19 protein-coding genes and 1 pseudogene are annotated in these 19,964 nt (G+C 35.5%); 8 read left to right on the top strand and 12 right to left on the bottom strand.

Annotated features, from left to right (window positions below):
• Nucleotides 1-5: 5 nt before the first annotated feature.
• A complete protein-coding gene (gene catA, locus AC4BC7_RS07825) occupies nucleotides 6-653 on the bottom strand; it encodes a type A chloramphenicol O-acetyltransferase (protein ID WP_490504319.1) in 648 nt (215 codons plus the stop codon).
• A gap of 135 nt (nucleotides 654-788) precedes the next feature.
• Nucleotides 789-1,046, bottom strand: coding sequence for a CD3324 family protein (locus AC4BC7_RS07820; RefSeq protein ID WP_490504317.1), 258 nt, complete (start codon nucleotides 1,044-1,046; stop codon nucleotides 789-791).
• Nucleotides 1,047-1,354: 308 nt separating this feature from the next.
• Here AC4BC7_RS07820 and AC4BC7_RS07815 point away from each other — a divergent pair, with 308 nt between their 5' ends.
• Nucleotides 1,355-1,957: a YdhK family protein gene (locus AC4BC7_RS07815; RefSeq protein WP_490504316.1), complete on the top strand. Its 603-nt coding sequence runs from the start codon at nucleotides 1,355-1,357 to the stop codon at nucleotides 1,955-1,957.
• A gap of 86 nt (nucleotides 1,958-2,043) precedes the next feature.
• Here the strand turns inward: AC4BC7_RS07815 and allD are convergent, their stop codons facing one another.
• Nucleotides 2,044-3,111, bottom strand: a complete 1,068-nt coding sequence (gene allD, locus AC4BC7_RS07810; protein WP_207941378.1) for an ureidoglycolate dehydrogenase — start codon at nucleotides 3,109-3,111, stop codon at nucleotides 2,044-2,046.
• Nucleotides 3,112-3,359: 248 nt separating this feature from the next.
• Here allD and AC4BC7_RS07805 point away from each other — a divergent pair.
• Together AC4BC7_RS07805 and AC4BC7_RS07800 are read left to right on the top strand one after the other, a co-directional pair.
• Nucleotides 3,360-4,667 (top strand): annotated as a pseudogene (locus AC4BC7_RS07805) (hypothetical protein).
• Nucleotides 4,668-4,733: 66 nt separating this feature from the next.
• A complete protein-coding gene (locus AC4BC7_RS07800; protein ID WP_490504315.1) occupies nucleotides 4,734-5,705 on the top strand; it encodes a Gfo/Idh/MocA family protein in 972 nt (323 codons plus the stop codon).
• Here AC4BC7_RS07800 and AC4BC7_RS07795 read toward each other — a convergent pair.
• Complete coding sequence (locus AC4BC7_RS07795) at nucleotides 5,702-6,574, bottom strand: LysR substrate-binding domain-containing protein (protein WP_490504314.1); 873 nt, start codon at nucleotides 6,572-6,574, stop codon at nucleotides 5,702-5,704. The two genes, AC4BC7_RS07800 and AC4BC7_RS07795, sit on opposite strands and share 4 nt — an antisense overlap.
• 111 nt (nucleotides 6,575-6,685) lie before the next feature.
• Between AC4BC7_RS07795 and AC4BC7_RS07790 the strand changes: the two genes are divergently transcribed.
• The gene (locus tag AC4BC7_RS07790) at nucleotides 6,686-7,684 is read left to right on the top strand and encodes a YeiH family protein (RefSeq protein ID WP_207941372.1); all 999 of its coding nucleotides are present in this window, start codon (nucleotides 6,686-6,688) and stop codon (nucleotides 7,682-7,684) included.
• A 377-nt stretch (nucleotides 7,685-8,061) separates the two neighbouring features.
• On the opposite strand, the gene AC4BC7_RS07785 is transcribed toward AC4BC7_RS07790, so the two are convergent.
• On the bottom strand, nucleotides 8,062-8,445 hold the full coding sequence (locus tag AC4BC7_RS07785; protein WP_207941370.1) for a MerR family transcriptional regulator: 384 nt from the start codon (nucleotides 8,443-8,445) through the stop codon (nucleotides 8,062-8,064).
• Between the two features lie 130 nt (nucleotides 8,446-8,575).
• On the opposite strand from AC4BC7_RS07785, the gene AC4BC7_RS07780 reads away from it, so the two are divergent.
• Entirely contained in the window at nucleotides 8,576-9,331 is a 756-nt protein-coding gene (locus AC4BC7_RS07780) for an SDR family NAD(P)-dependent oxidoreductase (RefSeq protein ID WP_207941369.1), read from the top strand.
• Nucleotides 9,332-9,400: 69 nt separating this feature from the next.
• On the opposite strand, the gene AC4BC7_RS07775 is transcribed toward AC4BC7_RS07780, so the two are convergent.
• The 5 genes from AC4BC7_RS07775 to AC4BC7_RS07755 all read right to left on the bottom strand — a co-directional run bounded on the left by AC4BC7_RS07775 (nucleotide 9,401) and on the right by AC4BC7_RS07755 (nucleotide 13,095).
• Entirely contained in the window at nucleotides 9,401-10,012 is a 612-nt protein-coding gene (locus AC4BC7_RS07775; protein ID WP_490504313.1) for a hypothetical protein, read from the bottom strand.
• A 103-nt stretch (nucleotides 10,013-10,115) separates the two neighbouring features.
• Nucleotides 10,116-11,078, bottom strand: coding sequence for an ATP-dependent 6-phosphofructokinase (locus AC4BC7_RS07770; RefSeq protein WP_490504312.1), 963 nt, complete (start codon nucleotides 11,076-11,078; stop codon nucleotides 10,116-10,118).
• A gap of 171 nt (nucleotides 11,079-11,249) precedes the next feature.
• On the bottom strand, nucleotides 11,250-11,795 hold the full coding sequence (locus AC4BC7_RS07765; protein WP_490504311.1) for a TIGR01440 family protein: 546 nt from the start codon (nucleotides 11,793-11,795) through the stop codon (nucleotides 11,250-11,252).
• Nucleotides 11,795-12,298, bottom strand: coding sequence for an ECF transporter S component (locus AC4BC7_RS07760; protein ID WP_207941365.1), 504 nt, complete (start codon nucleotides 12,296-12,298; stop codon nucleotides 11,795-11,797). Before AC4BC7_RS07760 ends, AC4BC7_RS07765 begins: the two co-directional genes overlap by 1 nt.
• Nucleotides 12,298-13,095 carry a hydroxymethylpyrimidine/phosphomethylpyrimidine kinase gene (locus tag AC4BC7_RS07755; RefSeq protein ID WP_490504309.1) on the bottom strand — a complete coding sequence of 266 codons (798 nt, stop codon included), beginning with the start codon at nucleotides 13,093-13,095 and terminating at the stop codon, nucleotides 12,298-12,300. Before AC4BC7_RS07755 ends, AC4BC7_RS07760 begins: the two co-directional genes overlap by 1 nt.
• A 214-nt stretch (nucleotides 13,096-13,309) precedes the next feature.
• Here AC4BC7_RS07755 and AC4BC7_RS07750 point away from each other — a divergent pair, with 214 nt between their 5' ends.
• Nucleotides 13,310-14,332, top strand: coding sequence for a DUF1002 domain-containing protein (locus tag AC4BC7_RS07750; RefSeq protein ID WP_207941362.1), 1,023 nt, complete (start codon nucleotides 13,310-13,312; stop codon nucleotides 14,330-14,332).
• Nucleotides 14,333-14,427: 95 nt separating this feature from the next.
• On the top strand, nucleotides 14,428-15,042 hold the full coding sequence (locus AC4BC7_RS07745; protein ID WP_207941361.1) for a histidine phosphatase family protein: 615 nt from the start codon (nucleotides 14,428-14,430) through the stop codon (nucleotides 15,040-15,042).
• Nucleotides 15,043-15,111: 69 nt separating this feature from the next.
• Here the strand turns inward: AC4BC7_RS07745 and AC4BC7_RS07740 are convergent, their stop codons facing one another.
• Together AC4BC7_RS07740 and AC4BC7_RS07735 are read right to left on the bottom strand one after the other, a co-directional pair.
• Nucleotides 15,112-15,786, bottom strand: a complete 675-nt coding sequence (locus tag AC4BC7_RS07740; protein WP_207941360.1) for a WxL domain-containing protein — start codon at nucleotides 15,784-15,786, stop codon at nucleotides 15,112-15,114.
• Nucleotides 15,776-16,786 (bottom strand): WxL protein host-binding domain-containing protein, encoded by a 1,011-nt coding sequence (locus AC4BC7_RS07735; protein ID WP_207941359.1) that lies wholly within the window; start codon nucleotides 16,784-16,786, stop codon nucleotides 15,776-15,778. The genes AC4BC7_RS07740 and AC4BC7_RS07735 overlap by 11 nt, the downstream gene beginning before the upstream one ends.
• Before the next feature lie 268 nt (nucleotides 16,787-17,054).
• Between AC4BC7_RS07735 and AC4BC7_RS07730 the strand changes: the two genes are divergently transcribed.
• Nucleotides 17,055-19,862, top strand: coding sequence for a pectate lyase-like adhesive domain-containing protein (locus AC4BC7_RS07730; RefSeq protein WP_490504308.1), 2,808 nt, complete (start codon nucleotides 17,055-17,057; stop codon nucleotides 19,860-19,862).
• Nucleotides 19,863-19,964 lie beyond the last annotated feature (102 nt).

Genomic DNA, 19,964 nt, shown 5'->3' with positions numbered 1-19,964 from the left:
CTAAGTTAAAGCCAGTCGCTATAATTTTTTGTGAATTGCTGTAAATCGGTAATGAAATTACCAAGATGGTACCCATCACAAACGGCATGATTGACTTGAATGGCTAATGGCATAAGAATTTTTTCGTTTTCCTGAATGAATTTTCCAATGGTAAAGATGGGGAGTAGATAACTACCTTCATCATATATATTTAGACTAAATGAGGTGAATTCTGTCCACGGAAGGATAGATATATTCAATGAATTTGTAGGAAAAGGTTGCTTTGGGAAAAGTGTCTTTGAATCAGAGTAGGTAGCAATATCTTGGACACAAGCAGCATAAAAGTCTGTAAAACTAGTTGTGTACGTCGTCCAAATACTAGAAAATGTTTGATTTTCCTTGTTGAAAATAGTGTAACTAGGGATAAGTTCTTTCCAATAACCTAATTCAGCTTTCGCATTTTTGGTCATTCGGAATTCTTCATGTTGATTGACCATAGTTGTCAACATATAAATTAATGCTGGATAAATTTTTTGATTATTATTCTTTAGTCCATTTTTTAGTTCTGTAATATCGATAGTAGTTGTTAAGCTATAGGTACACGGTTGATTCATGTAGTGCAAATAATATTCTTTGCGGTGCCAATTTTCTATATCAATTTTTGTAAAAGTCATCTTATTCCCTCCGTTTCCTGTAAGTATTATTGTAGATTACTTTTTTTTATTAACAAGAGATGAAACAATTCTGTTTTGTTTTTTATACAATTAAAAGCTGCCATAGTTCATCTATGACAACTTTCAATGGAGGACTTAATAAACAATTTTTTTAATTGCGTGAGTAGAAAGATGATATTTTTTTGCAAGACTATTTATTGAACAGCCATCATGAAATTCTTGAATAATACAAGTATTTCGTTGCTTCAGTTCTTCTTTATAGCCTGAAAGTTCTCCCCATGCTTTTTGATTTTCTTTATGAATTGGAATATAAAGATACCCACCTTGAAAATATTTTTGTAATTCTTTGACTAAATATTCAGGTAGAATGACCTTCGCATTTTTATAGTTCATACCTATTCACTCCTTGTGTTTTTTTACAAGTTGCAAAGTTAGTATGAGGCGACTTTACTCCATGCAATTGTCGCTACTATACTAACGTTGCATGGAGGATATTGTTTGATTTTGCTTCTGTTTTCAAGAGACCACCGCCTTATTAAATACGCTTATATTCCCAATTAAATCATTTTTGAAGAAGTACTACAAATAAGAAGATACTTTTAATCAATAGCTAGTTAAATAGAGTTGTTTTCTTTTGAGTTTACATATGTAAATAATATTGTTAAAATAAAATAAGAAATTACTAAAGAAAGGTGAGGACGATGAAGAACAGAAAAATTTTAACAGTAATAGGTTTAAGTTCATTAGTTATTTTAGGAGCATGTTCGTCAGGAACAACACAAGATTCAAGCCACGAAAATCATTCCACAAATACGACAGTATCAGAAGCAAGTACTTCGACGAGTGTAGAAACCTCTATTGCAAGTAGTGAAATGATGCATCACCATGATTCTGGTGAAATTCCACCGGGGATGAAAGAGGCTGAAAATCCTAAATATCCAGTAGGAACACACGTGACTTTGACTGCAACTCACATGCCAGGAATGGAAAATGCTCAAGCGACAATTGTAGGTGCCTATGACACAACCATCTATGAAGTGAGCTATCAGCCAACAAATGGTGGAGCAGAAGTGAAGAACCATAAGTGGGTTGTGCAAGAAGAGCTTGAAGACTCTGAAGAAGCTGCATCAGCAGGAGATACCGTTGTCTTAGAAGCCGAGCATATGGAAGGTATGAAAGGTGCAAATGCGACTGTTGACGAAGCAATTCAAGGTACTGTGTATGTAGTAGATTATGAACCAGCGGACGGTGGCGAAATGATGATGAATCATATGTGGGTCACAGACGACGAAATAACTGAATAGAATTAAGCTCTTGTGTAAAAAAAGCAGAAAAAGAGACGTCCAGCTATTCACTTTTCTAGTGAATGGGACGTCTCTTTTTTAGTTATTTAATTTGCAAAGGCACTTAATCCTTCGTAACTATCATTATGAATAACATCTGATTTCAAATAATTAATAATTGATTCAGGAATTTCAACGCCTTCTCTGCGATTTTTTTCGTAGCGTTGATTTGAGCCTTGTCCAGGATAACGGACACTTGAATAGCCTTTCGCTGGTTTTGTCGCATTTAATTCTTCCATTGTTTGGGTAATATGTTCTTTAAACATATCTGCACTACCAAAACGAGCAGGATCTAGAATAATATATAACTGCCCTAAATTACGACCAGCTGTTAAATCGTCATACATTGAGCTTACATGTTTTCCAAATGGTAGATTCATTAAGACACCTGAAAAAACATCCACCATCATCATGAGTCCGTAACCTTTTGGACCAGCAATTGGCATCAAGCCTCGCACTTTGTTTGGGTCTGTCGTCGCTTGCCCTTCTTCATCAACTGCCCAATCGGCTGGAATTTCTTTGCCTTTTGAACGTGCATCTAAAATTTTGCCCCATGCTTGAACCGTAGTAGCCATATCAAAAATGAGTGGCGTGTCGGTATTACTTGGTGCGCCAAAACCAATTGGATTTGTTCCATAATAGGGCTCTGCACCACCAAAAGGCACAGCCATTGGATCAGATTGAGTCATCGACATTCCTAGTAAACCTGCTTCTGCGATTTTACGTAGATAATAAGAAAGCGTCCCAGTGTGACCACATTTAGAGACCCCTACTACCGCGACCCCTTTCTCCTTGGCCATGGCAATTGCTGGTTCTAATGCTAAGTTGGCAATGTATTGTCCTTGCGCATTATCTCCATGGAAAACACCGGAACAATCGCCAGTTTTTTCAAAATAAACTTCTGGTTCTAAGGTAATCCCACCTTTATTAATTCGCTCTGAATAATACTCTACTCGAACTGCTCCATGTGAATGGACGCCACATAAATCAGCGTAAACTAGATGATTCGCTGTTTCTACTGCTTGTATTTCAGGCAGACCTGCTGCTTGAAGTTTATTCTGGATTAATTTATGCAATTCTTCCGGTGTTACTTTAATTAGTTTTTCTGTTGCCATGGTAGTTCCTCCCTTTTATTGATTAAAGTTGTCATACGTCTATAACCAAGTATTCTTTATGAAGTAATTATAACATAATACTGACATGACGGTGAAGTAAGCGGATACTTTTTGTTGTATGTATAACGTTTTGTTACGCTAAATATTTTTTAGCTTAGATTTGCAATCGCTTTATTTAGGGAATAAAATTAAACAAAAGGAAGCTCTTATTTCATGAGGAGGTTATATATAGCGATTAATAGTAAGTAATGGATTGTCAAATCAAAAGAGGTGAAATCATGGATATTTTAAACGTAATTCAAGAGGCGCAACTACCGTTATTGTTTAAAGGAGCTATTGGTTTAGAAAAAGAAGGTTTGCGAATAACCCATGCCGGAGAGTTAGCTCAAACCGATCATCCGATTATCGTCAATGCACAGTATCATAAAGCCATTACTACAGATTATTCAGAAAGCCAGACCGAATTAATCACACCACCGATGAGTGACATGCGAGAGTTGCACAATCATTTAAACGAATTAAATCAACTATTAGCGCAAAGTTTACCACCGAATGAATATATCTGGCCGTATAGTATGCCGCCCATTTTGCCCGATGAATCAGACATTCGAATTTCGCTAAAATCAACACCAGAAGACTTTGCCTATCGTAGTCAAATTGCTGAAAAATATGGTAAGAAACGTCAATTGATGTGTGGTATCCATGTCAATTATTCCTTAAATGAAGAATTAATCAATCAATTATTTATGGTGCAAACAGAATTTAAAACGAAACAAGATTTTCGTAATGCGCTCTATCTAAAAATCTCTCGTAATTACTTAGCTTGGCAGTGGCTGTTAGTCTATTTGTTAGGAGCAACACCGATAGCCAATCCCGACTTATACGAAGCCGCTTTTTTTAGCGATAAACAATTGCCTCAAGATTCCATGAGAAGTATTCGGAGTAGTGATATTGGGTTTCAAAATAAAGATCCACTCAGTATAAGTTATGAAAGTATTGAATAGTATATTAAAGACATTCAGCATTCTGTCACAGCTGGGCTTATTTTGCATACGCGTGAATTTTATAATAAAGTAAGGCTTCGAAGTCATAAGGTACAATTAGAAGACTTATACACAACCGGGATTGAGTATTTAGAATTTCGCTCATTTGACTTGAATCCGTTGCATCCGTTAGGTCTAACCTATCATCATTTGTTATTGATTCATTTATTTATTGTGACGATGTTCGTAGTACAACCATTTGAACAGTCAGCTATCGAAATTGGGGATGATAAAACAATTGCAACGGTTAAGGAACATCCTTTTGAGTCTTCATCCTATGAATTAGAAGGAATGGAAATTTTATTAGAAATGAAAAAAATCGCGCAACAATCGACGGATGCTGATTATTTAGTTGCAGTTAATCAAGCCATTGAAGCACTTTTGGAACCTCAAAAAACAATTAGTGGGCGTATCCATATGCAAGTGAAGACCAGCGATGAGTTGATGGATTTTGGCGTTAATTTAAGTCAAAAATTCAAAAAATCAGCACTAAAAAAGAGCAGTTACTACTAAAAAAATGAAAGGTCCACCTATACTTTATCGTAGAGGCGGATTTTTGTTCGTAGGAGTGAAAGAAAAATGAATATTGGAATCATTGGTACAGGTGCTATTGCAGCAATTGTTACGACAGCATTAGCAAAGTTAGAGACGATCCATGTTAGAGGTGTTTATTCAAGAACGATAGAAAAAGCGGAGCAATTCGCAGAAAAGTATAACCTTCCTTTCTATACAAATTCATTAGATGACTTGTGTCAACAATCAGAAATCGATGTCATTTATGTTGCAACACCGCATAGTTCTCATAAAGAACATGTTTTAATTGCGTTAATACATGACAAACATGTACTTTGTGAGAAACCGTTTACGATTAACGAAAAAGACGCACAGGAATTATTTGATTTCGCTAGAGAGAAGAAATTATTTTTAGGAGAAGCTTTTTGGACACGATTTAATCCAGTTTTTCAATCGTTAAAAGACATTCAAGATCAACAATTAATTGGTGAATTTAAATCTGTTATTGCAAATATTGGTGGGTATGGTTTAAACAATGATCGGCTTATTGATAAAAATTTAGCTGGAGGAGCGTTATTAGATATTGGTGTATATAACTTAAATTTGATGTTTGAAATTTTTGGGCATGAGTTTACCGAGATGACTACCGTTTGGAATCAAGGCGCTACAGGAGTTGACTATCAACATACACTTTGCTTTGCCTTTGCTAATCAAGCAACTGCGACCTTACATGCGACGATTCAAGCCCAAACAATGAACGGCGCCCTCATTAGTGGAAGTGAAGGTTATTTGACGATTGACCATGTTTCTGAATGCAATCAAATTGATATTTACACGCATCAACACGAAAAGATTCAGACAATCACCAAACATCCAGAAATGATAGGTTATGAATACGAATTTTTACAGTTGGCTGCGTGTTTAAAACAAGGAAAAACAACTTTTGATGAAGTTCCTCCAAGTTTTACCCAACAGCTCTTGCATGTTACTGATTGTATTCGTCAAGCATGGCAACTAAATTATCCAGAAGAAGCTTAAAGAGAACTTGCTAAATCTTTGTAAAAATCTGAAAAGACACTGTTTTTTCGCCAAACAAAATAAAAATCATGAGAATGTTGTAAATCGGCAATTGGAATTTTTATTAAGCTTCCGTTAGCGAGCTCTTCTTTCACAGCGATTTCGTATAAGGCGGTAACGCCAAGATTGTGCGCAACGAGCTTCTTGATGGTAGCGATATTGCCAATTTCAATTAACTTAGAAAAATCATTCAATAATAAGTTTTGCCGTTCTAAATTTTTTTCGAAAATGTCTCGTGTACCAGAACCTGTCTCACGAATAATTAAAGGTTCTTGTAATAAATCTTCTAAAATTTCTGGCTGTTTGGAAAATGAATAGTTTTGACCAGCGACACAGACGAAATTTTCTCGAGCGTAAGGGACAAAGCTGTATTCATTTTTAGGAAAATAGCCTTCAATCAAAACAAAATCTAACACTCCTGCATCTAATTGATGGAGGAGTTGTTCGGTATTATTTACCAACATTGTGATTTGCATATCAGGATGCTGAATCAAAAAATTGCCAAGTTTATTTGGTAAAATGAACTCGCCAATTGTCAATGTGGCTCCTAGTTTCAGATGATATTGTCCAGTTTTTTCTTGTGTTAATTTTTCTCTTAAAAAAGCTTCATCGTGTTTCATTGTTGAAACAGTCTCCAAAAACAATTTGCCTTCATTTGTTAGCAATAACTTCTTACCTTCGTAATGAAAAAATTTGGTTTGGTAGTTGATTTCCAAGTATTTGATATGTTGGGAAACAGCAGGTTGTGTAATACATAATTCTTTTGCAGCTTTTGTAAAATTCAGGTGTTTACAAACAACTAAAAAAGTTTCAATTCGAAAATCTAACATGCTTTCACTCCTTACAATAATTTTTTGTTATTATTATATAATAATTTATAATTTTTCGTTATAAATAGAATGTGATAGGATAATTTCAAAGAAAACGAAAGGAAGTAAAACATGATATTTGTTAAAAAGAACTATCAGGGAATCCTATTAGCATTTGTGATAGGATTAATAGCAACTTTTTTAGGAAAAAGTTTTCCTTTAATTGGCGGACCTGTCTTTGGGATTTTATTAGGAATGGTGTTGGCACTTTTTCCACGAAATAAGTCATTTAGTGCAGGAATCACTTTCACCTCAAAAAAAGTACTACAATATGCCATTATTTTATTAGGCTTTGGAATGAATTTATTTCAAATTGTCGAAGTGGGAAGTCAATCTTTAATGATTATTCTGTCCACTATTACGACAGCATTGGTGATTTCTTATATTGTGAGTAAGACATTAAATATTCCGGCAGATGTTTCAACGTTAGTAGGGGTAGGTTCGTCGATTTGCGGCGGATCAGCAATTGCTGCAACAGCACCGGTTATTGATGCAAAAGATGAAGATATTGCTACCTCTATCTCGGTGATATTTTTGTTCAATATTATAGCTGCTTTAATTTTTCCAACTTTGGGACGCTTGCTAGGATTGAGCGATACGGGATTTGGTATGTGGGCAGGAACCGCCATTAATGATACTTCTTCAGTTGTAGCAGCCGGACAATCATGGGCGAATAATCATGGCAATGATATGGCATTGCAGTATGCAACGATTGTGAAATTGACGCGTACTTTAGCCATTATTCCTATTACATTAGGATTAGCAATTTATCGTTCCAAAAAAAGTGATGCGACAACGGTAAAAGTAAGAGAAACTTTTCCTTGGTTTATTTTATATTTCTTGTGTGCCGCAATCTTTAGTACCTTTATCCATTTGAATGCTTCTATAGTGGATAGTTTAACAAACTTAGGAAAATTTTTCATAACGATGGCCATGTCAGCGATTGGTTTAAATACTAACGTGATGAAATTAGTCAAATCAGGTGGCAAACCAATTATTTTAGGTTTTTGTTGTTGGGTGAGTATTATGTTCGTAAGCTTGTGCATGCAGAAAGTTTTAGGTATTTGGTAAGTAAAAAGAGCAGAGTGAAATTATTAGATATAGAGGTCTGTTGAACAAATCATCAATTCTGGTAGGTGACTTTGAAGATGAGAAGATGTCTTTAATTAATTTTAAGTGTGGTCATATCTACTATAATCTATAGCTATTTTATTTGTATATAATAATCGATGAAAAGTAGACTTATAGAGTAAGTGGATCTTCATTATCATATTAAAAAAATGCAGATTGTTGATAAGGTCAGTTTATGACTCTGTTGACAATCTTTTTACTGTTTTAATTTGAATTGTAATAAAAAAACAAACTACTTTTCTATTTATGTAGGAGAAAGTAGTTTGTTTACATTAATAGTACTTAGAGTATACTCTAAGTAGAACTACAGAATTTCATTATTTTGGCGTTGCAATAAAAGCCTTCTCACCTTCTTCGGTATTGTAAAACGCAATTTTCAAGTCTATGATGTTAAGATTTTTTTTAAGATCATCTAACTGCTTTAAAGTATTCTGACGATGAACTTTCATAATTTTTTTTCGCTGTTTTGAGGTTTCAGGACCTTGCATACATAAGTCAATATACTGCTTGATTTCCTTGATAGGCATACCTGTGTTTTTCAAGCAACAGATTAATTTGACAAGATCGAGACTTGTTTCAGAAAATTGCCTATTTCCATTTTTACTCCTTGAAATAAACGGTAAAAGTCCTTCCTTATCGTAATATCTAATTGTATGTGGTGATAGGTTACAGATGTCTGCTACTTCATTAATGGAATACATCAAAAGCCTCCTTAAAATTTGGCATATAAAACTAATAAATAGTTTGACTTAGATATAACTCTAAGTGATAACATCATTATAGACTTTAAGTAGTCGAAACTCAATAAACGAAAGAATAGGTGTGGTTAGGATGAAGAATAGAATTGCTCTGGTGACAGGTGGGAGTCGAGGTCTTGGGAGAAGCTCTGCACTTGAATTATCTCAAAAAGGTATAGCTGTAATTATTACCTATAATAATCAAAGAGAAAAAGCAGAGGAAGTTGTACAAGAAATAGAAAAGAAAGGTGGTGATGCTATTGCATTACAATTAGACGTAAGCAAAGTATCAGCACATGAGAAATTTATTTCTATACTTGCGGATACATTAGAGAAAAAATGGAAACGCAACTCATTTGATTTTCTAATTAATAATGCAGGATTTGCTTATCGTACATCCTTTGTCGAGGTTACAGAGGAACAGTTTGACAGTATGATGAATGTACATTTCAAAGGAGTCTTCTTTTTCACGCAAAAAATTTTACCTTATATTGCTGATAACGGAAGAATTATTAATTTTTCTTCTGGTCTGGCACGTTTCACAACAGAAGGATGGATAGCCTATGCATCAATGAAAGGGGCGGTTGAAGTTATGACTCGGTACATGGCGAAAGAACTTGGTCCAAAAGGTATTCGTGTTAACACAGTAGCTCCTGGAATAATTGATACAGACTTTCATCATGGTTCATTCGATGCTATTGAAATCAAAGAAAAAATTGGAACACAGATGGCATTAGGAAGAATTGGGGAACCAAATGATATTGGTGGTGTTGTAGCAGCCATGTGTACGGATGAAACTGGATGGATCACTGGTCAAAGAATTGAAGCCTCTGGCGGAATGTTTCTGTAACTAAAAATAAGCTTGTGCATGCAAAAAGTTTTAGGTATTTGGTAAGTAAAAAGAGGTTAGATCAATGATCTAGCCTCTTTTATAGGTTTCTTGAAAGAATTTTTCTGCTGTTGGAACATTTTTTGTTTCTAGGAAAGAAATATTTTTTTCTTGAATGATTTGTTCTAATTCTTTGGTAAAGACTTCTGGTTTTTCAAAATATGATAACCGCAGAGTTAAATAAGGATGTCCACCGTAGCTTTGCACAAAGGATGAATAGGCAAGTACATCTGGCGTTAATTCTTGTGTAATTAGGAGATAAACGGTATCACTTGATTGAATAGGTGAATGTTCATTTGGCACATGTTCTGGTGCTGCACGTAAAATCGCTGAGACTTGCTCCCAAGGAATGATGATTTCACCGTGTCGAATTTTCTGATGATCCAGTTCAATAAAGGGTTGAATTGATTGCAATGTTTCAACTTTTTTACGCATGCTATCAGGAATGATTTTCAAAAAAACGACCAATCCCCCCAATGCCATAATAGCAAGGAGCAAGGCGAAAAGTTGATAGTCTAAAAAGAATAAGACCACGCCTATTATTAATAAGACGGATTCCGAAAAAATCCCAATCAGTTGGATGCGTTTAATATCAGTGTCCATTGTTTGGTCAAGCTGATGTTTGGCATGAAATGTTGACATAAATTTCTCCTCCTTTCTTCTACTGTAACAAAAAAGGAAAGGAGCGTCACGATTTCTGATTGAAAAAAAACCGTAGAATCTGCTTTTCTACGGTTTTCATTATTTAATATGAGATGGATGCATTAAGTGGGGACAAGGATAAATCAATGAAATTTTTCTCGATATCTAGCGCATCTTTTAAGGAAATAGGGATTAATTTGTTATGTTGAATACATAGGCAAGTACCGAATTGTTCTTCTAAGAATAAATTAACGGCATTCGCACCAGCTTTACTTGCTAACACACGATCGTAAGTAGAAGGTGAACCACCGCGAGGAACATGACCCAGTTCAACTTCACGAATATGCAAGACACCTTCGTCTTTTAATTTCGCTGTTAATTCAGATGCAGACATCACACCTTCTGCTAAAACAATTAAGCAGTGTTTCTTTTTACGTTCAACACTTTGCTTGATTTTATTTGCGACATGAGCAATATCAAGTGTTTGTTCAGGAATGAGAATTGATTCTGCTCCACCAGCAACTCCTGACCATAACGCCAAGTCGCCGGAGCGTAAGCCTTTCACTTCAATAACAAAGGTACGGACATGTGAATTCGCTGTGTCACGAATTTTGTCTAAGGCGCTGACAACGGTATTGACAGCTGTATCAAATCCAATTGTAAATTCTGTTCCGGGAATATCATTAGCGATTGTGGCAGGAATCCCAATCGTTGGAAATCCTAAATTAGCAAGTGCAAGAGCACCATTCTGAGAACCGCAACCACCAATCACAATTAAGCCATCTATTTGTGCTTCTTTTAAGTTTTCAATTGCTTTTAATTGGACTTCTTCATCAGCAAATTCAGGATAACGTGACGAATAAAGAAGTGTTCCGCCCATTGCAATGGATGAATTCACTCTTTCAGAATCTAAAGATGTAAAATTTTTGCATACCAAACCTAAAAATCCATAATTCACACCAACAATTTCAATATCGTGATGTGCTGATTTGTTTAAAATTGCTCGAATGGTTGCGTTCATTCCTGGTGCATCGCCACCACTTGTTAAAATAGCAAGCCTTTTCATTTTTCCACCCCATTAAATTTAATTCATACCTTTTATTATAGAATACGGGATAGCACGTTACAAAGCAATCAAATTTTGAAAAAATTATACAGGAAAACCATTTATATCAACAAAGAAAACGATTACTTTCGTTCGTTAAAAAAGAGGCTAGAAAAATTCTAACCTCTTTTTTTATTCTGAATAACTTGCTCTCGGTCCACCAATATATTTTGGTCGAGAACGTAGAGCGGTCACATGAGCAGCGCCTAATTCTTTTTTTGTTGGTCTAACTGGAACTTGGACATGTTTAATGTGCATTCCAATCGAGGTATCGCCAATATCAATACCTGCTTGAGCAACAATTGATTCCACTTCTACAGGCGCATCGAAAAATTTAAAAGCAGCCACTGAACAAGCACCGCCAGCATGAAGACTTGGCAAGACTGCCACGATTTCTAATTCTTTTTTTTCAGCAAGTGTACGTTCAACAACCAAGGCACGATTTAAATGCTCACAACCTTGAACAGCTAAATAAATGCTTTTTGGATCTAAAATTTGTTTTAATGTTGAAATAATCCATTCGCCAACTTCTTTACTAGGGTTTTTACCAATCACCCCACCAGTAATTTCACTTGTGCTACAACCTAAAACAAAAATGTCACCGGCTTTTAAATCTGCTTGCGCCAATACTTCTTCTGTGAGTTGAGTTAAATCTCGAACTAAGGTTTCTTTTTCCATTATTTAGGGCCTTCTTTCATTAAGGGGAAATTAATTTTTCGCAACGCTGCAATCAGCATTAAAGTAAGTCCACCACCAAAAATATTTTGAACGATATTGCCAATAATTGATGCTAAACCTGCAGGCCAAGTGTAAAGTAGAGCTGTTGCTAGAGCATAACCGATAACCATAAAGAGACTTGCAAGGACTAAGCCAGTGATATTTTTGTATTTCCAAGGTTTTTGAAAAAAGTATCCAGCAATGCCACCTTGAATCCCGTGAATCAGAACTGAAAAAATAATCCATTGGGGGTAACCAGATAATAAATCAATCATTCCACCACTGAGTGCACCTACCCAAAAACCACCGAGGGGACCAAACAGAAAGGCCGCAGTGTAGATGCCAACTTCACATAAGGTAACAAACCCATTTGTTGCAGGAACGGGGAAGATAAAAAGTAAAGATAATGCGACGGTCAAAGCCGTAATCATTGCAAGTTGTACGAGATTTTTTTGTAAATTCATTAAGTTAAACTCCTTTCAATTTTTCCGTGCCAAACATTGCCGGCATCGTGAATGGGAAGCCCATTTTCAATCGCTTCGTAGACAAATCGTTTGCTTTTTTCAATGCTTTCAATCAACGGAGTGCCTTGAGCGAGGTGTGCACAAATAGCGGCTGAAAAACAACAACCTGCACCATGAATTGTTGATTGATAAGAAATAGGGCCTTTAAAGTAGTGAGGATTGATTCCATCCGTATAATAATCAATGGCACTATCGGTTAAAATGTGTGGACCACCTTTTAATACAACGGCTGTTTTCGTCTGTTCGGATAATTGCTGACTAGTTGTTTCCATATCTGCGAGTGAAACGATGTCAGCGCTCGCTACTAATCGTTGCATTTCTTTTAAATTGGGGGTGATTAAATCTACCAATTGAGCGAGTTCTCGAATTTTTTGGAGATAGTCTTGTTGTAATTGTTGCTCGGTTTCCTTAAAGGCTAAGACGGGGTCTAAAATAATTGGAAATTGACCTCGATTTCTTTGGCAAAAGTCAATGACTAAGTCAACAATTTCAATACTAGCTAATAAACCAATCTTTACGCCATCCAATTGAAACGATTGTTCGATGGTTTGTAACTGTTCGTGAATAAGCGAAGCAGGAAGTGGTCGAATGACAAAGTCGTCATTTTCTGCTACTGCAATACAAGTCAGAACGGAAAGTCCAAATGTTTGTAAATTTTCAAAGGTTTTTAAATCAGTTTGAATCCCACCGCCGCCCCATGTATCAGAACCACCGATTGTTAGGGTTATTTTTGTCATTTCCTCACATCCTTTTGCTTATTATAAAAGTTAGCACAAAAAAAGAAAACAACCAATTGGCTAGTTTTTAACCCATCCAATTTACTAATGTTTATTTAAAGTTCATCAATTTTTTGTTAAGTTTTGTAGAAAACGTCCAGTTGTTTTTGAATTACGCTCATTTTATCGCTACAATATTTAGCAAGTAGATTTATTTTTAAAGGAGAATAACTTAATGAAACTCAAAAAAATCATTACAAATACAGTTTTATGTACCACAGTTTTACAAGTAGGATTAATGGCAACGAGTGTAGGTGTCTTGGCTGATACCACTGAACAAACACAAAAGGTTAAAGATGAAGGTTGGGATGTTCCAAGTGTGGCGTTGGGTAATGGCTTAACTGAGCAAGAAAAAACGCAAACGCTTGAAAAACTCAACGTAAAAGAAAACGAAGCGTATAATACATTTGTCGTTAATGGCGATGACTTAGTCAACTATGTAACAGATATTGATTCATTTACGTCTGATTCAAAAGCGTATTCGAGTGCTTACATGGTACGTACGAAAGATGGTTCAGGTGTAAATGTTACGATTGAAACCCCTGAAAATATTACTTCTCGGACAGAAGCAAACTATCGAAATGCAGCAATTACAAGTGGTGTATATGATGCAGATATTCGAATTGCGTCAGTTCGTGTGATGGATGGTAGTGGTGCCTTAGCTGGGATTTATAAAATTTATGATGAAGTAGATCCTGCGGCAGATGAACAAGAAGCACAAGAACGCGCACAAAATCGAGAAGTTGCGCAAGAAGAAAGTGCAGTTGTTTCTGAAATTACTAAGGAAAACGAAGAAAATGCTGATTTTTCAGATGATAATTTGGCAGTTGCTTTAGCCGAAATCAAATTAGAATTGCAAAAAATTAAAGATGAATTAGCAAAAATGAATGAAGAGCAGGGGCGAGAAAAAGTCCAACAAATCGTTATTGAGCAGTTAAATATTCAAGGTTTAGGGGATGTATTATCTTCTGAGCAAGTGACTTCACTATCTAACACAATGTATAACTTCTCGCAAGCGCCGGTTATTAACAACGAACAAATTACGGAACAATTGACGACTTTAAAAGACGATTTAATGACAAACGGGAAAGACTTTATCAATAATGCGGCAGAAAAATTAAATAGTGAAGAAACAAAAGGCTTCTTTGCGAATATTTGGTCAACGATTAAATCATTCTTTGAAGGCTGGTTTAACTAATAATGAATAGGAGTTATCTACAAAAGGCTTCGTTAAGGTTTTGTAGGTTGCTCTTTTTTTTATTTTTGTCTTATAATGATTGCTAGGAGGTAGACATGACGAAACTATATTTTGTACGCCATGGTTTAACTGCAAATAACGCGTTACATGCGTTTAATGGCAGTTACTCAAATCATGGGTTATTACCAGAAGGACAGCAACAGGCGAGTGAGCTAGGACGATTTTTGCAAGAGGTTCATTTTGAGAAGACGTATGTTAGTCCGCAAAAACGTGCGATAGAAACTGCACAATATATTTTAAAAGAAAATCAATTTTCAGTGAATCGTTTAATTGAGGAGGAAAAATTAAAAGAAATTAATTTTGGATATTGGGACGGCGTATCCATTGATTCAAAAGAAGGACATCCTCAGCTACGTAATTTACGCCACCATCCAGAGCAATATGATCCGAGTGAATTTCAAGGAGAATCTTATCCCAGCTTAATTCAACGAGGAACTTCTTTTATTCAACAATTAGATTATACGACGGATGCGAATTATTTAATTGTTAGTCATGGCGTAACATTGACAACACTGTTGCAAACGTTAAAAGGCAAAACAATTGCGCAAGTTCGAGAAGATGGTCTATTGGATAACACTAGTTTAAGTATCTTAGAAACAAACAATGGAAAATCTTTCCAAGAAAAATGTTGGAATTATATTGCGTATTAAGAAGCTTTTTAGAGGCTTCTTTTTTTATAAAAAAGCTCGACTTTCTTAAAAAGAGAGCCGAGCTTTTGCTTATTCTGTAGCTGTTGGACCAGAAGTTAGCGTCCAGGTAATAGTGGCATTGTATGTTTTTGCTTTCGCAGTTCCTCCGTAAACGGTTAAGACTGATGCACTTTTATCAAAATTATCTAACCATGTTCCTAAACCAGCATCTTTATCTGCCTTAAAAACTGTTTTTGGTGAACTACTTAAAGTAATATCTGTTGCAACAGGAGCTGTACTAGTATTTTGACTATTCGTTACGACTGATTTATTTGCTAGTTTTAAGTTTGCACCAGCTAATACATCTTCATCGCTTGTTTTAATAGTTGAAATGGTTGCTTGCACTTCCCAACCAGCACCGGTTCCGCGTTTATCAGTTACTTGAATACGTGGTTGTTCAGCTTTTGCAGTATAAGTTTGAGTCGTACTAGAGATTTTATTGCTACCAAAATCAAAATTTGATACATAATCTAAACTTAATGGGCCAGCAGAACCAGTACCAGGATTATCTGGATCACCTGGATCAGTTGGATCAGTTGGGGTCGGATTGTCTGGATTAGTTGGATCGATTGGTTTTGTGGGTGTACTATCATCACCAGTAAAACTTACTGTCGCAGCAGAGGTTTCTGCTTTAACAAATTGTGGTGCTGCAGTTAATAATGCAATACTCAATAGAGTACCTGTTAAAAGTAATTTATTTTTCATTGTTTTGTTTCTCCTTTTTTCTTCTGATATAAATGATAATTAGTAAAAGTAATAGAACAAATACGACAATTGCTGCAAAGATCAACCAATAGATTGGTGTTTTCTTTGGTGCAACATTCTCTTTTTCAACTAACTGATAGTCTTTCCCGGCTACTTCAAAATCCTGCTCCCATTCCCAATGATAATCGCCAGCTTTAGCTTTTCCTGAAAAATGGTAGGTTCCGGGCGCTAATGTTCCTTTTGATAAAGGAATAATGAGATGAAACATCGAATTAGGTGCAACTTTTCCATACTTTGATTGATACGTTTCAATTGTTTTACCATCTTTTGAAATGGTGGCGTCAATCGCTAAATTGTCAATCATAGTTGCAATTGGGTTGCTAAGTTCAGCTTTAACAATGGGGTGATTGTTTTCTGTATCGAGCTTAATTTTTCCAAGTGTTAATTCTGGAGTGAGTTTTTCATCCGATGTTTGCAATTTCACTGCTATCGAGTAAGCGAAATGATTGTAAAAATTAATTGTTTGCTTTTCTTGTTGCTGATTTTCAATTTGTTCATAGACATGAATTCCTCCTAAAATATAGCCAGCAAATTTTTCTTTAGGATAAGTCAAGTCGAAAGTGACATTTTTTTTTTCATTAGGTGCTAGTTCAATTGTGCGTTGTTGTTGCTCTTTGGTGATGATTTGTGAAAATTTCGGATTTGCTATTAATTCATTTTCTGTGCGGCTATAAGCAATCGTGATGCCATCACTAGTTGTGGCATCATTTGCCTCAACGACTATTTTCTTCGTTTGATTGCTGGTATTTTCGATTTCGATCGCTATCGTTTGCTTCTTTCCTGGTGTTATTTGTAAATCAAAATAAGTGTTATCTTTTGTTCGCTGGTTATCAGGTAAATTAGCAGTAATGCGATAATCCATTTGTGCTTCTTCGCTAAATACAGGTAACGCCTGACCGAAAAGAAAACATAAAATAAAGAATACTAGTATTTTTTTCACTCATTTCCTCCTTTCGCTAGCTAAGTGAGTGAGGCCTCTTGTTGTAAAGATAACGAGAAAAATTTTTTTCGTCAATATACGGATTATTCAATAGTCATTAGATAATTTGTTATTTTTATTGCTGTTATAAGCTTTCTTTTCGTTTTTTTGAATTGTTTTTATTTTAATTATCAAAAAGTGAAAAAAAGATATAAATTCGTTCAGAAAAATTTCAGTAAAATGAAGGATAGATGAAATTAAATGATTGAATGAAAAGGAATGAGAAGAGATGAAAAAACGAGCGTTTGTGCTATTACTTTTATTAAGTTATCCAGGAATTATTTCGACATATGCAGATACTAGCGAAGAAACTCTTGATTCGACCATTCAAAGCACAGAAGAAATTGCATCTGCTGTAGAAACGACAGACATGACGACAGATGAATCTACTGAAGTATCTTCTCAAACAGAAACAAGTACAAGTGAAGATAGCGCTGAAATAACGGAAGAGACTGTAGTAGAAACGAATGAATCGAATGTAGAAACTGAGATTTCTAGTGAAGAGGAACCTGTAGAAACCACTCAATCAGAAACAATCTCTTCTGAAACAGAAACATTGCCTAAAACAAGGAAAGCACGAAGCGTGGCTAGCCAATCAGTAAAAAATTGGACCGAATTTAAAGCTGCAGTACTAGACCCTACAGTGACAAATGTTTCCGTTACTGCTGATATTTTAAATACAGAAAATGATGTCCAAGGGGCACAAGAAATTAATGTTTCGATTGCTTTAAAAAATCTTACGATCGATGGCAATGGACATACTATTGATTTTCGAGGAACAAGTTTTCAAAATTTACAAGCGATTCCATCTGGAACAACTATTAATATTGTCTTAAAAAATATGACCATTTATGGGCAAAATTATTGGGGACCATTTCGATATGGCGGTCCTACAAAGCAAAGCGGTGGTGCTGCTTATGGTGAAGGGACACTTACTTATGAAAATATCACCTATGAAGGAGCTCAGCTAACATGCTCACCAACGTATAATATCGTTTTTTCAGGGAAAATTCGCAATGCATCCGTCAATCAATATGTTTCGCCATTTTCTAATAAAACTTATAATACTCAAGTCAATCAAGTGAATATTGAAGCGAGTAACATGACGCTACTAGATAATGCTGATTATGAAGGGACCACGCAAAATGCTGGAGTACTTCAACTGTATTATGGTGGGATGTTAAAAGTTGGTAACCATGCGAAATTATCAGTTACTTCTAATGGAACAGGTGGAGAAAGTGGTCTATATACAGTTTATTTACAGGGATCTTTAGAGACAGGAGAAAATGCTGAAATTACTATTAATACGCGTGAATTTGGAAACCAAACAGCATTGTATGTTACAAATGCAGGCAGTAAGGTGAATGTAACAAATGGAACTAAATTGGCGATTCATGTGAATGATAAAAATCGAAGTTCCGACCGAAGTATCGTACAACTGGCTTCAAATACAACATTTACGGTTTCTTCAGACGCTATCTTTTCAATTGATGGAACTGCACGTAGGACAGGCTTATGGGCAACTTATTACAATAGTGTGATTGGGGCTCAAGCATATAGCACGTTTAAAATCGATGAACGTGGAACCTTTACTGTAAATTTATCAGGAGATTCTGACAAGATCGCTGTTGTGTATGTTGCAGGGAATGGTACATTTGGTTTTAATAACGCTAAATTAGTTGACTTAAATACACAAAATACGACAGGCGCGATGACATTAATTTCAATGAATCCAGGTGTTTTTACTTCTTCTATTCAAAAAGTCGAAGCGTGGAATAAAGGAAATAGTACAGATGTTCCAGATAAAATATGGAATCCAGTATTTGATATGAGAGTTCCCTATACAGCTGGAAATGTGCAATCATCAGTGACAGCCTCTAGCTTGTCGCAAGCAGTTAGTCAAGATTTAATCACAAACTATCGTACACAGAATTTTCAACGTGTTCGCTTTAGTTACATTCCAGATGTGACAATTCAATTGGATGAACTTCAAGGCAATCCGAATGATCCTACAAGCAAAGTCCTTCAAGGAACAACAAATCCACATGCAATGATTGTTTTTGAAGGAGAAAACTTACCTGAGCCGACACTGGCTTCACCAAATGAAACAAGTACACAAAAATATCACGTCCAAGCAGATGAAAAAGGTCAATATACGTATACTTTATCAAAAAGTTTAACACCAGGAAAGACGATTAAAGCGAAGGCATATTTGAGTGGAAAAGAAGCGGAAACTTCTCAAAAAGTACCTTCATTACCTACTTTCACAACGACTGCCGCAATAACCAAAGCTGACAAAGAAGTTACGCAGCTTCTATGGGAAGACTCAGGTGTCTTGGTGTATACCATTGAAAATACTGGAACGACTGCATTTTATCCATCGCAATTTACACCTGATATTCCAGATACCTGGACAATTGATTCTTCAAAAACTCAGGTAAATATAAATGGCGAACAAGTAGATAATTCGAAACTTACATCAACAGTGCTGCGCCCAAACGATCGCTTAACAATGTCAATTCCGGTAACTTTTAATAAAGTAGGAACATTTGATTATACAGGAACATTGAAAGGGACAAGTGATGCCAATCGAAAATATGCGTTACCAGATATAACAACCACTCAACAATCATTTGAAGTGAAAAAACCGACGCTTGCTTTATCTTCAGTACCGAACCTCGACTTTGGCAGCAACCCTATTCAATCAAAAGAAATGACATTAACCACAAATAACAAGCAAATAATTGAAGGGGTGGATGAATACGTGAATAAACAAAATTGGGAACTTGTTGCAAATGTTTCACCGCTAACGGATGCTGATAGTAAAGCATTACCATCTTCGTTATTTTTTGGTAATGCTAAATTAACATTTGGAAATGATCATGTTATTTATACGAATGACACACTTCATCAAGGAGCTTTTAAATTACAATATGAATCGCAAAAAGGATTTAAACTAAAAGTAGAACCTTCTAATTTGAAAAGCCAGTCTTCTTACACTGGAACGATTACTTGGACGTTAGTAGATGGTTTGTAGATTGTTATTAAATGTTAAGAAATTATTTTGTGATTGAGCTATAAATTGTTTTTTATTAAATGAGATGATAAAGTTTCTACTTTAATTCACGAAGAATGAAGG

The sequence above is a fragment of the Enterococcus sp. AMC1623 genome (assembly GCF_058216495.1).
Note: the sequence above shows the minus strand (reverse complement) of the source record. Positions and strands in the feature narration are given on the sequence as shown.

Excerpts from the sequence above, each read along its gene's own strand:
- AC4BC7_RS07785 (WP_207941370.1), bottom strand. The coding sequence starts at position 8,445 with ATGTATTCCATTAATGAAGTAGCAGACATCTGTAACCTATCACCACAT.
- AC4BC7_RS07795 (WP_490504314.1), bottom strand. The coding sequence starts at position 6,574 with ATGTTAGATTTTCGAATTGAAACTTTTTTAGTTGTTTGTAAACACCTG.
- AC4BC7_RS07800 (WP_490504315.1), top strand. The coding sequence starts at position 4,734 with ATGAATATTGGAATCATTGGTACAGGTGCTATTGCAGCAATTGTTACG.
- AC4BC7_RS07780 (WP_207941369.1), top strand. The coding sequence starts at position 8,576 with ATGAAGAATAGAATTGCTCTGGTGACAGGTGGGAGTCGAGGTCTTGGG.
- AC4BC7_RS07815 (WP_490504316.1), top strand. The coding sequence starts at position 1,355 with ATGAAGAACAGAAAAATTTTAACAGTAATAGGTTTAAGTTCATTAGTT.
- AC4BC7_RS07790 (WP_207941372.1), top strand. The coding sequence starts at position 6,686 with ATGATATTTGTTAAAAAGAACTATCAGGGAATCCTATTAGCATTTGTG.
- AC4BC7_RS07755 (WP_490504309.1), bottom strand. The coding sequence starts at position 13,095 with ATGACAAAAATAACCCTAACAATCGGTGGTTCTGATACATGGGGCGGC.
- AC4BC7_RS07730 (WP_490504308.1), top strand. The coding sequence starts at position 17,055 with ATGAAAAAACGAGCGTTTGTGCTATTACTTTTATTAAGTTATCCAGGA.
- AC4BC7_RS07745 (WP_207941361.1), top strand. The coding sequence starts at position 14,428 with ATGACGAAACTATATTTTGTACGCCATGGTTTAACTGCAAATAACGCG.
- AC4BC7_RS07760 (WP_207941365.1), bottom strand. The coding sequence starts at position 12,298 with ATGAATTTACAAAAAAATCTCGTACAACTTGCAATGATTACGGCTTTG.
- AC4BC7_RS07765 (WP_490504311.1), bottom strand. The coding sequence starts at position 11,795 with ATGGAAAAAGAAACCTTAGTTCGAGATTTAACTCAACTCACAGAAGAA.
- AC4BC7_RS07740 (WP_207941360.1), bottom strand. The coding sequence starts at position 15,786 with ATGAAAAATAAATTACTTTTAACAGGTACTCTATTGAGTATTGCATTA.
- allD (WP_207941378.1), bottom strand. The coding sequence starts at position 3,111 with ATGGCAACAGAAAAACTAATTAAAGTAACACCGGAAGAATTGCATAAA.
- AC4BC7_RS07750 (WP_207941362.1), top strand. The coding sequence starts at position 13,310 with ATGAAACTCAAAAAAATCATTACAAATACAGTTTTATGTACCACAGTT.
- AC4BC7_RS07820 (WP_490504317.1), bottom strand. The coding sequence starts at position 1,046 with ATGAACTATAAAAATGCGAAGGTCATTCTACCTGAATATTTAGTCAAA.
- AC4BC7_RS07775 (WP_490504313.1), bottom strand. The coding sequence starts at position 10,012 with ATGTCAACATTTCATGCCAAACATCAGCTTGACCAAACAATGGACACT.
- AC4BC7_RS07770 (WP_490504312.1), bottom strand. The coding sequence starts at position 11,078 with ATGAAAAGGCTTGCTATTTTAACAAGTGGTGGCGATGCACCAGGAATG.
- catA (WP_490504319.1), bottom strand. The coding sequence starts at position 653 with ATGACTTTTACAAAAATTGATATAGAAAATTGGCACCGCAAAGAATAT.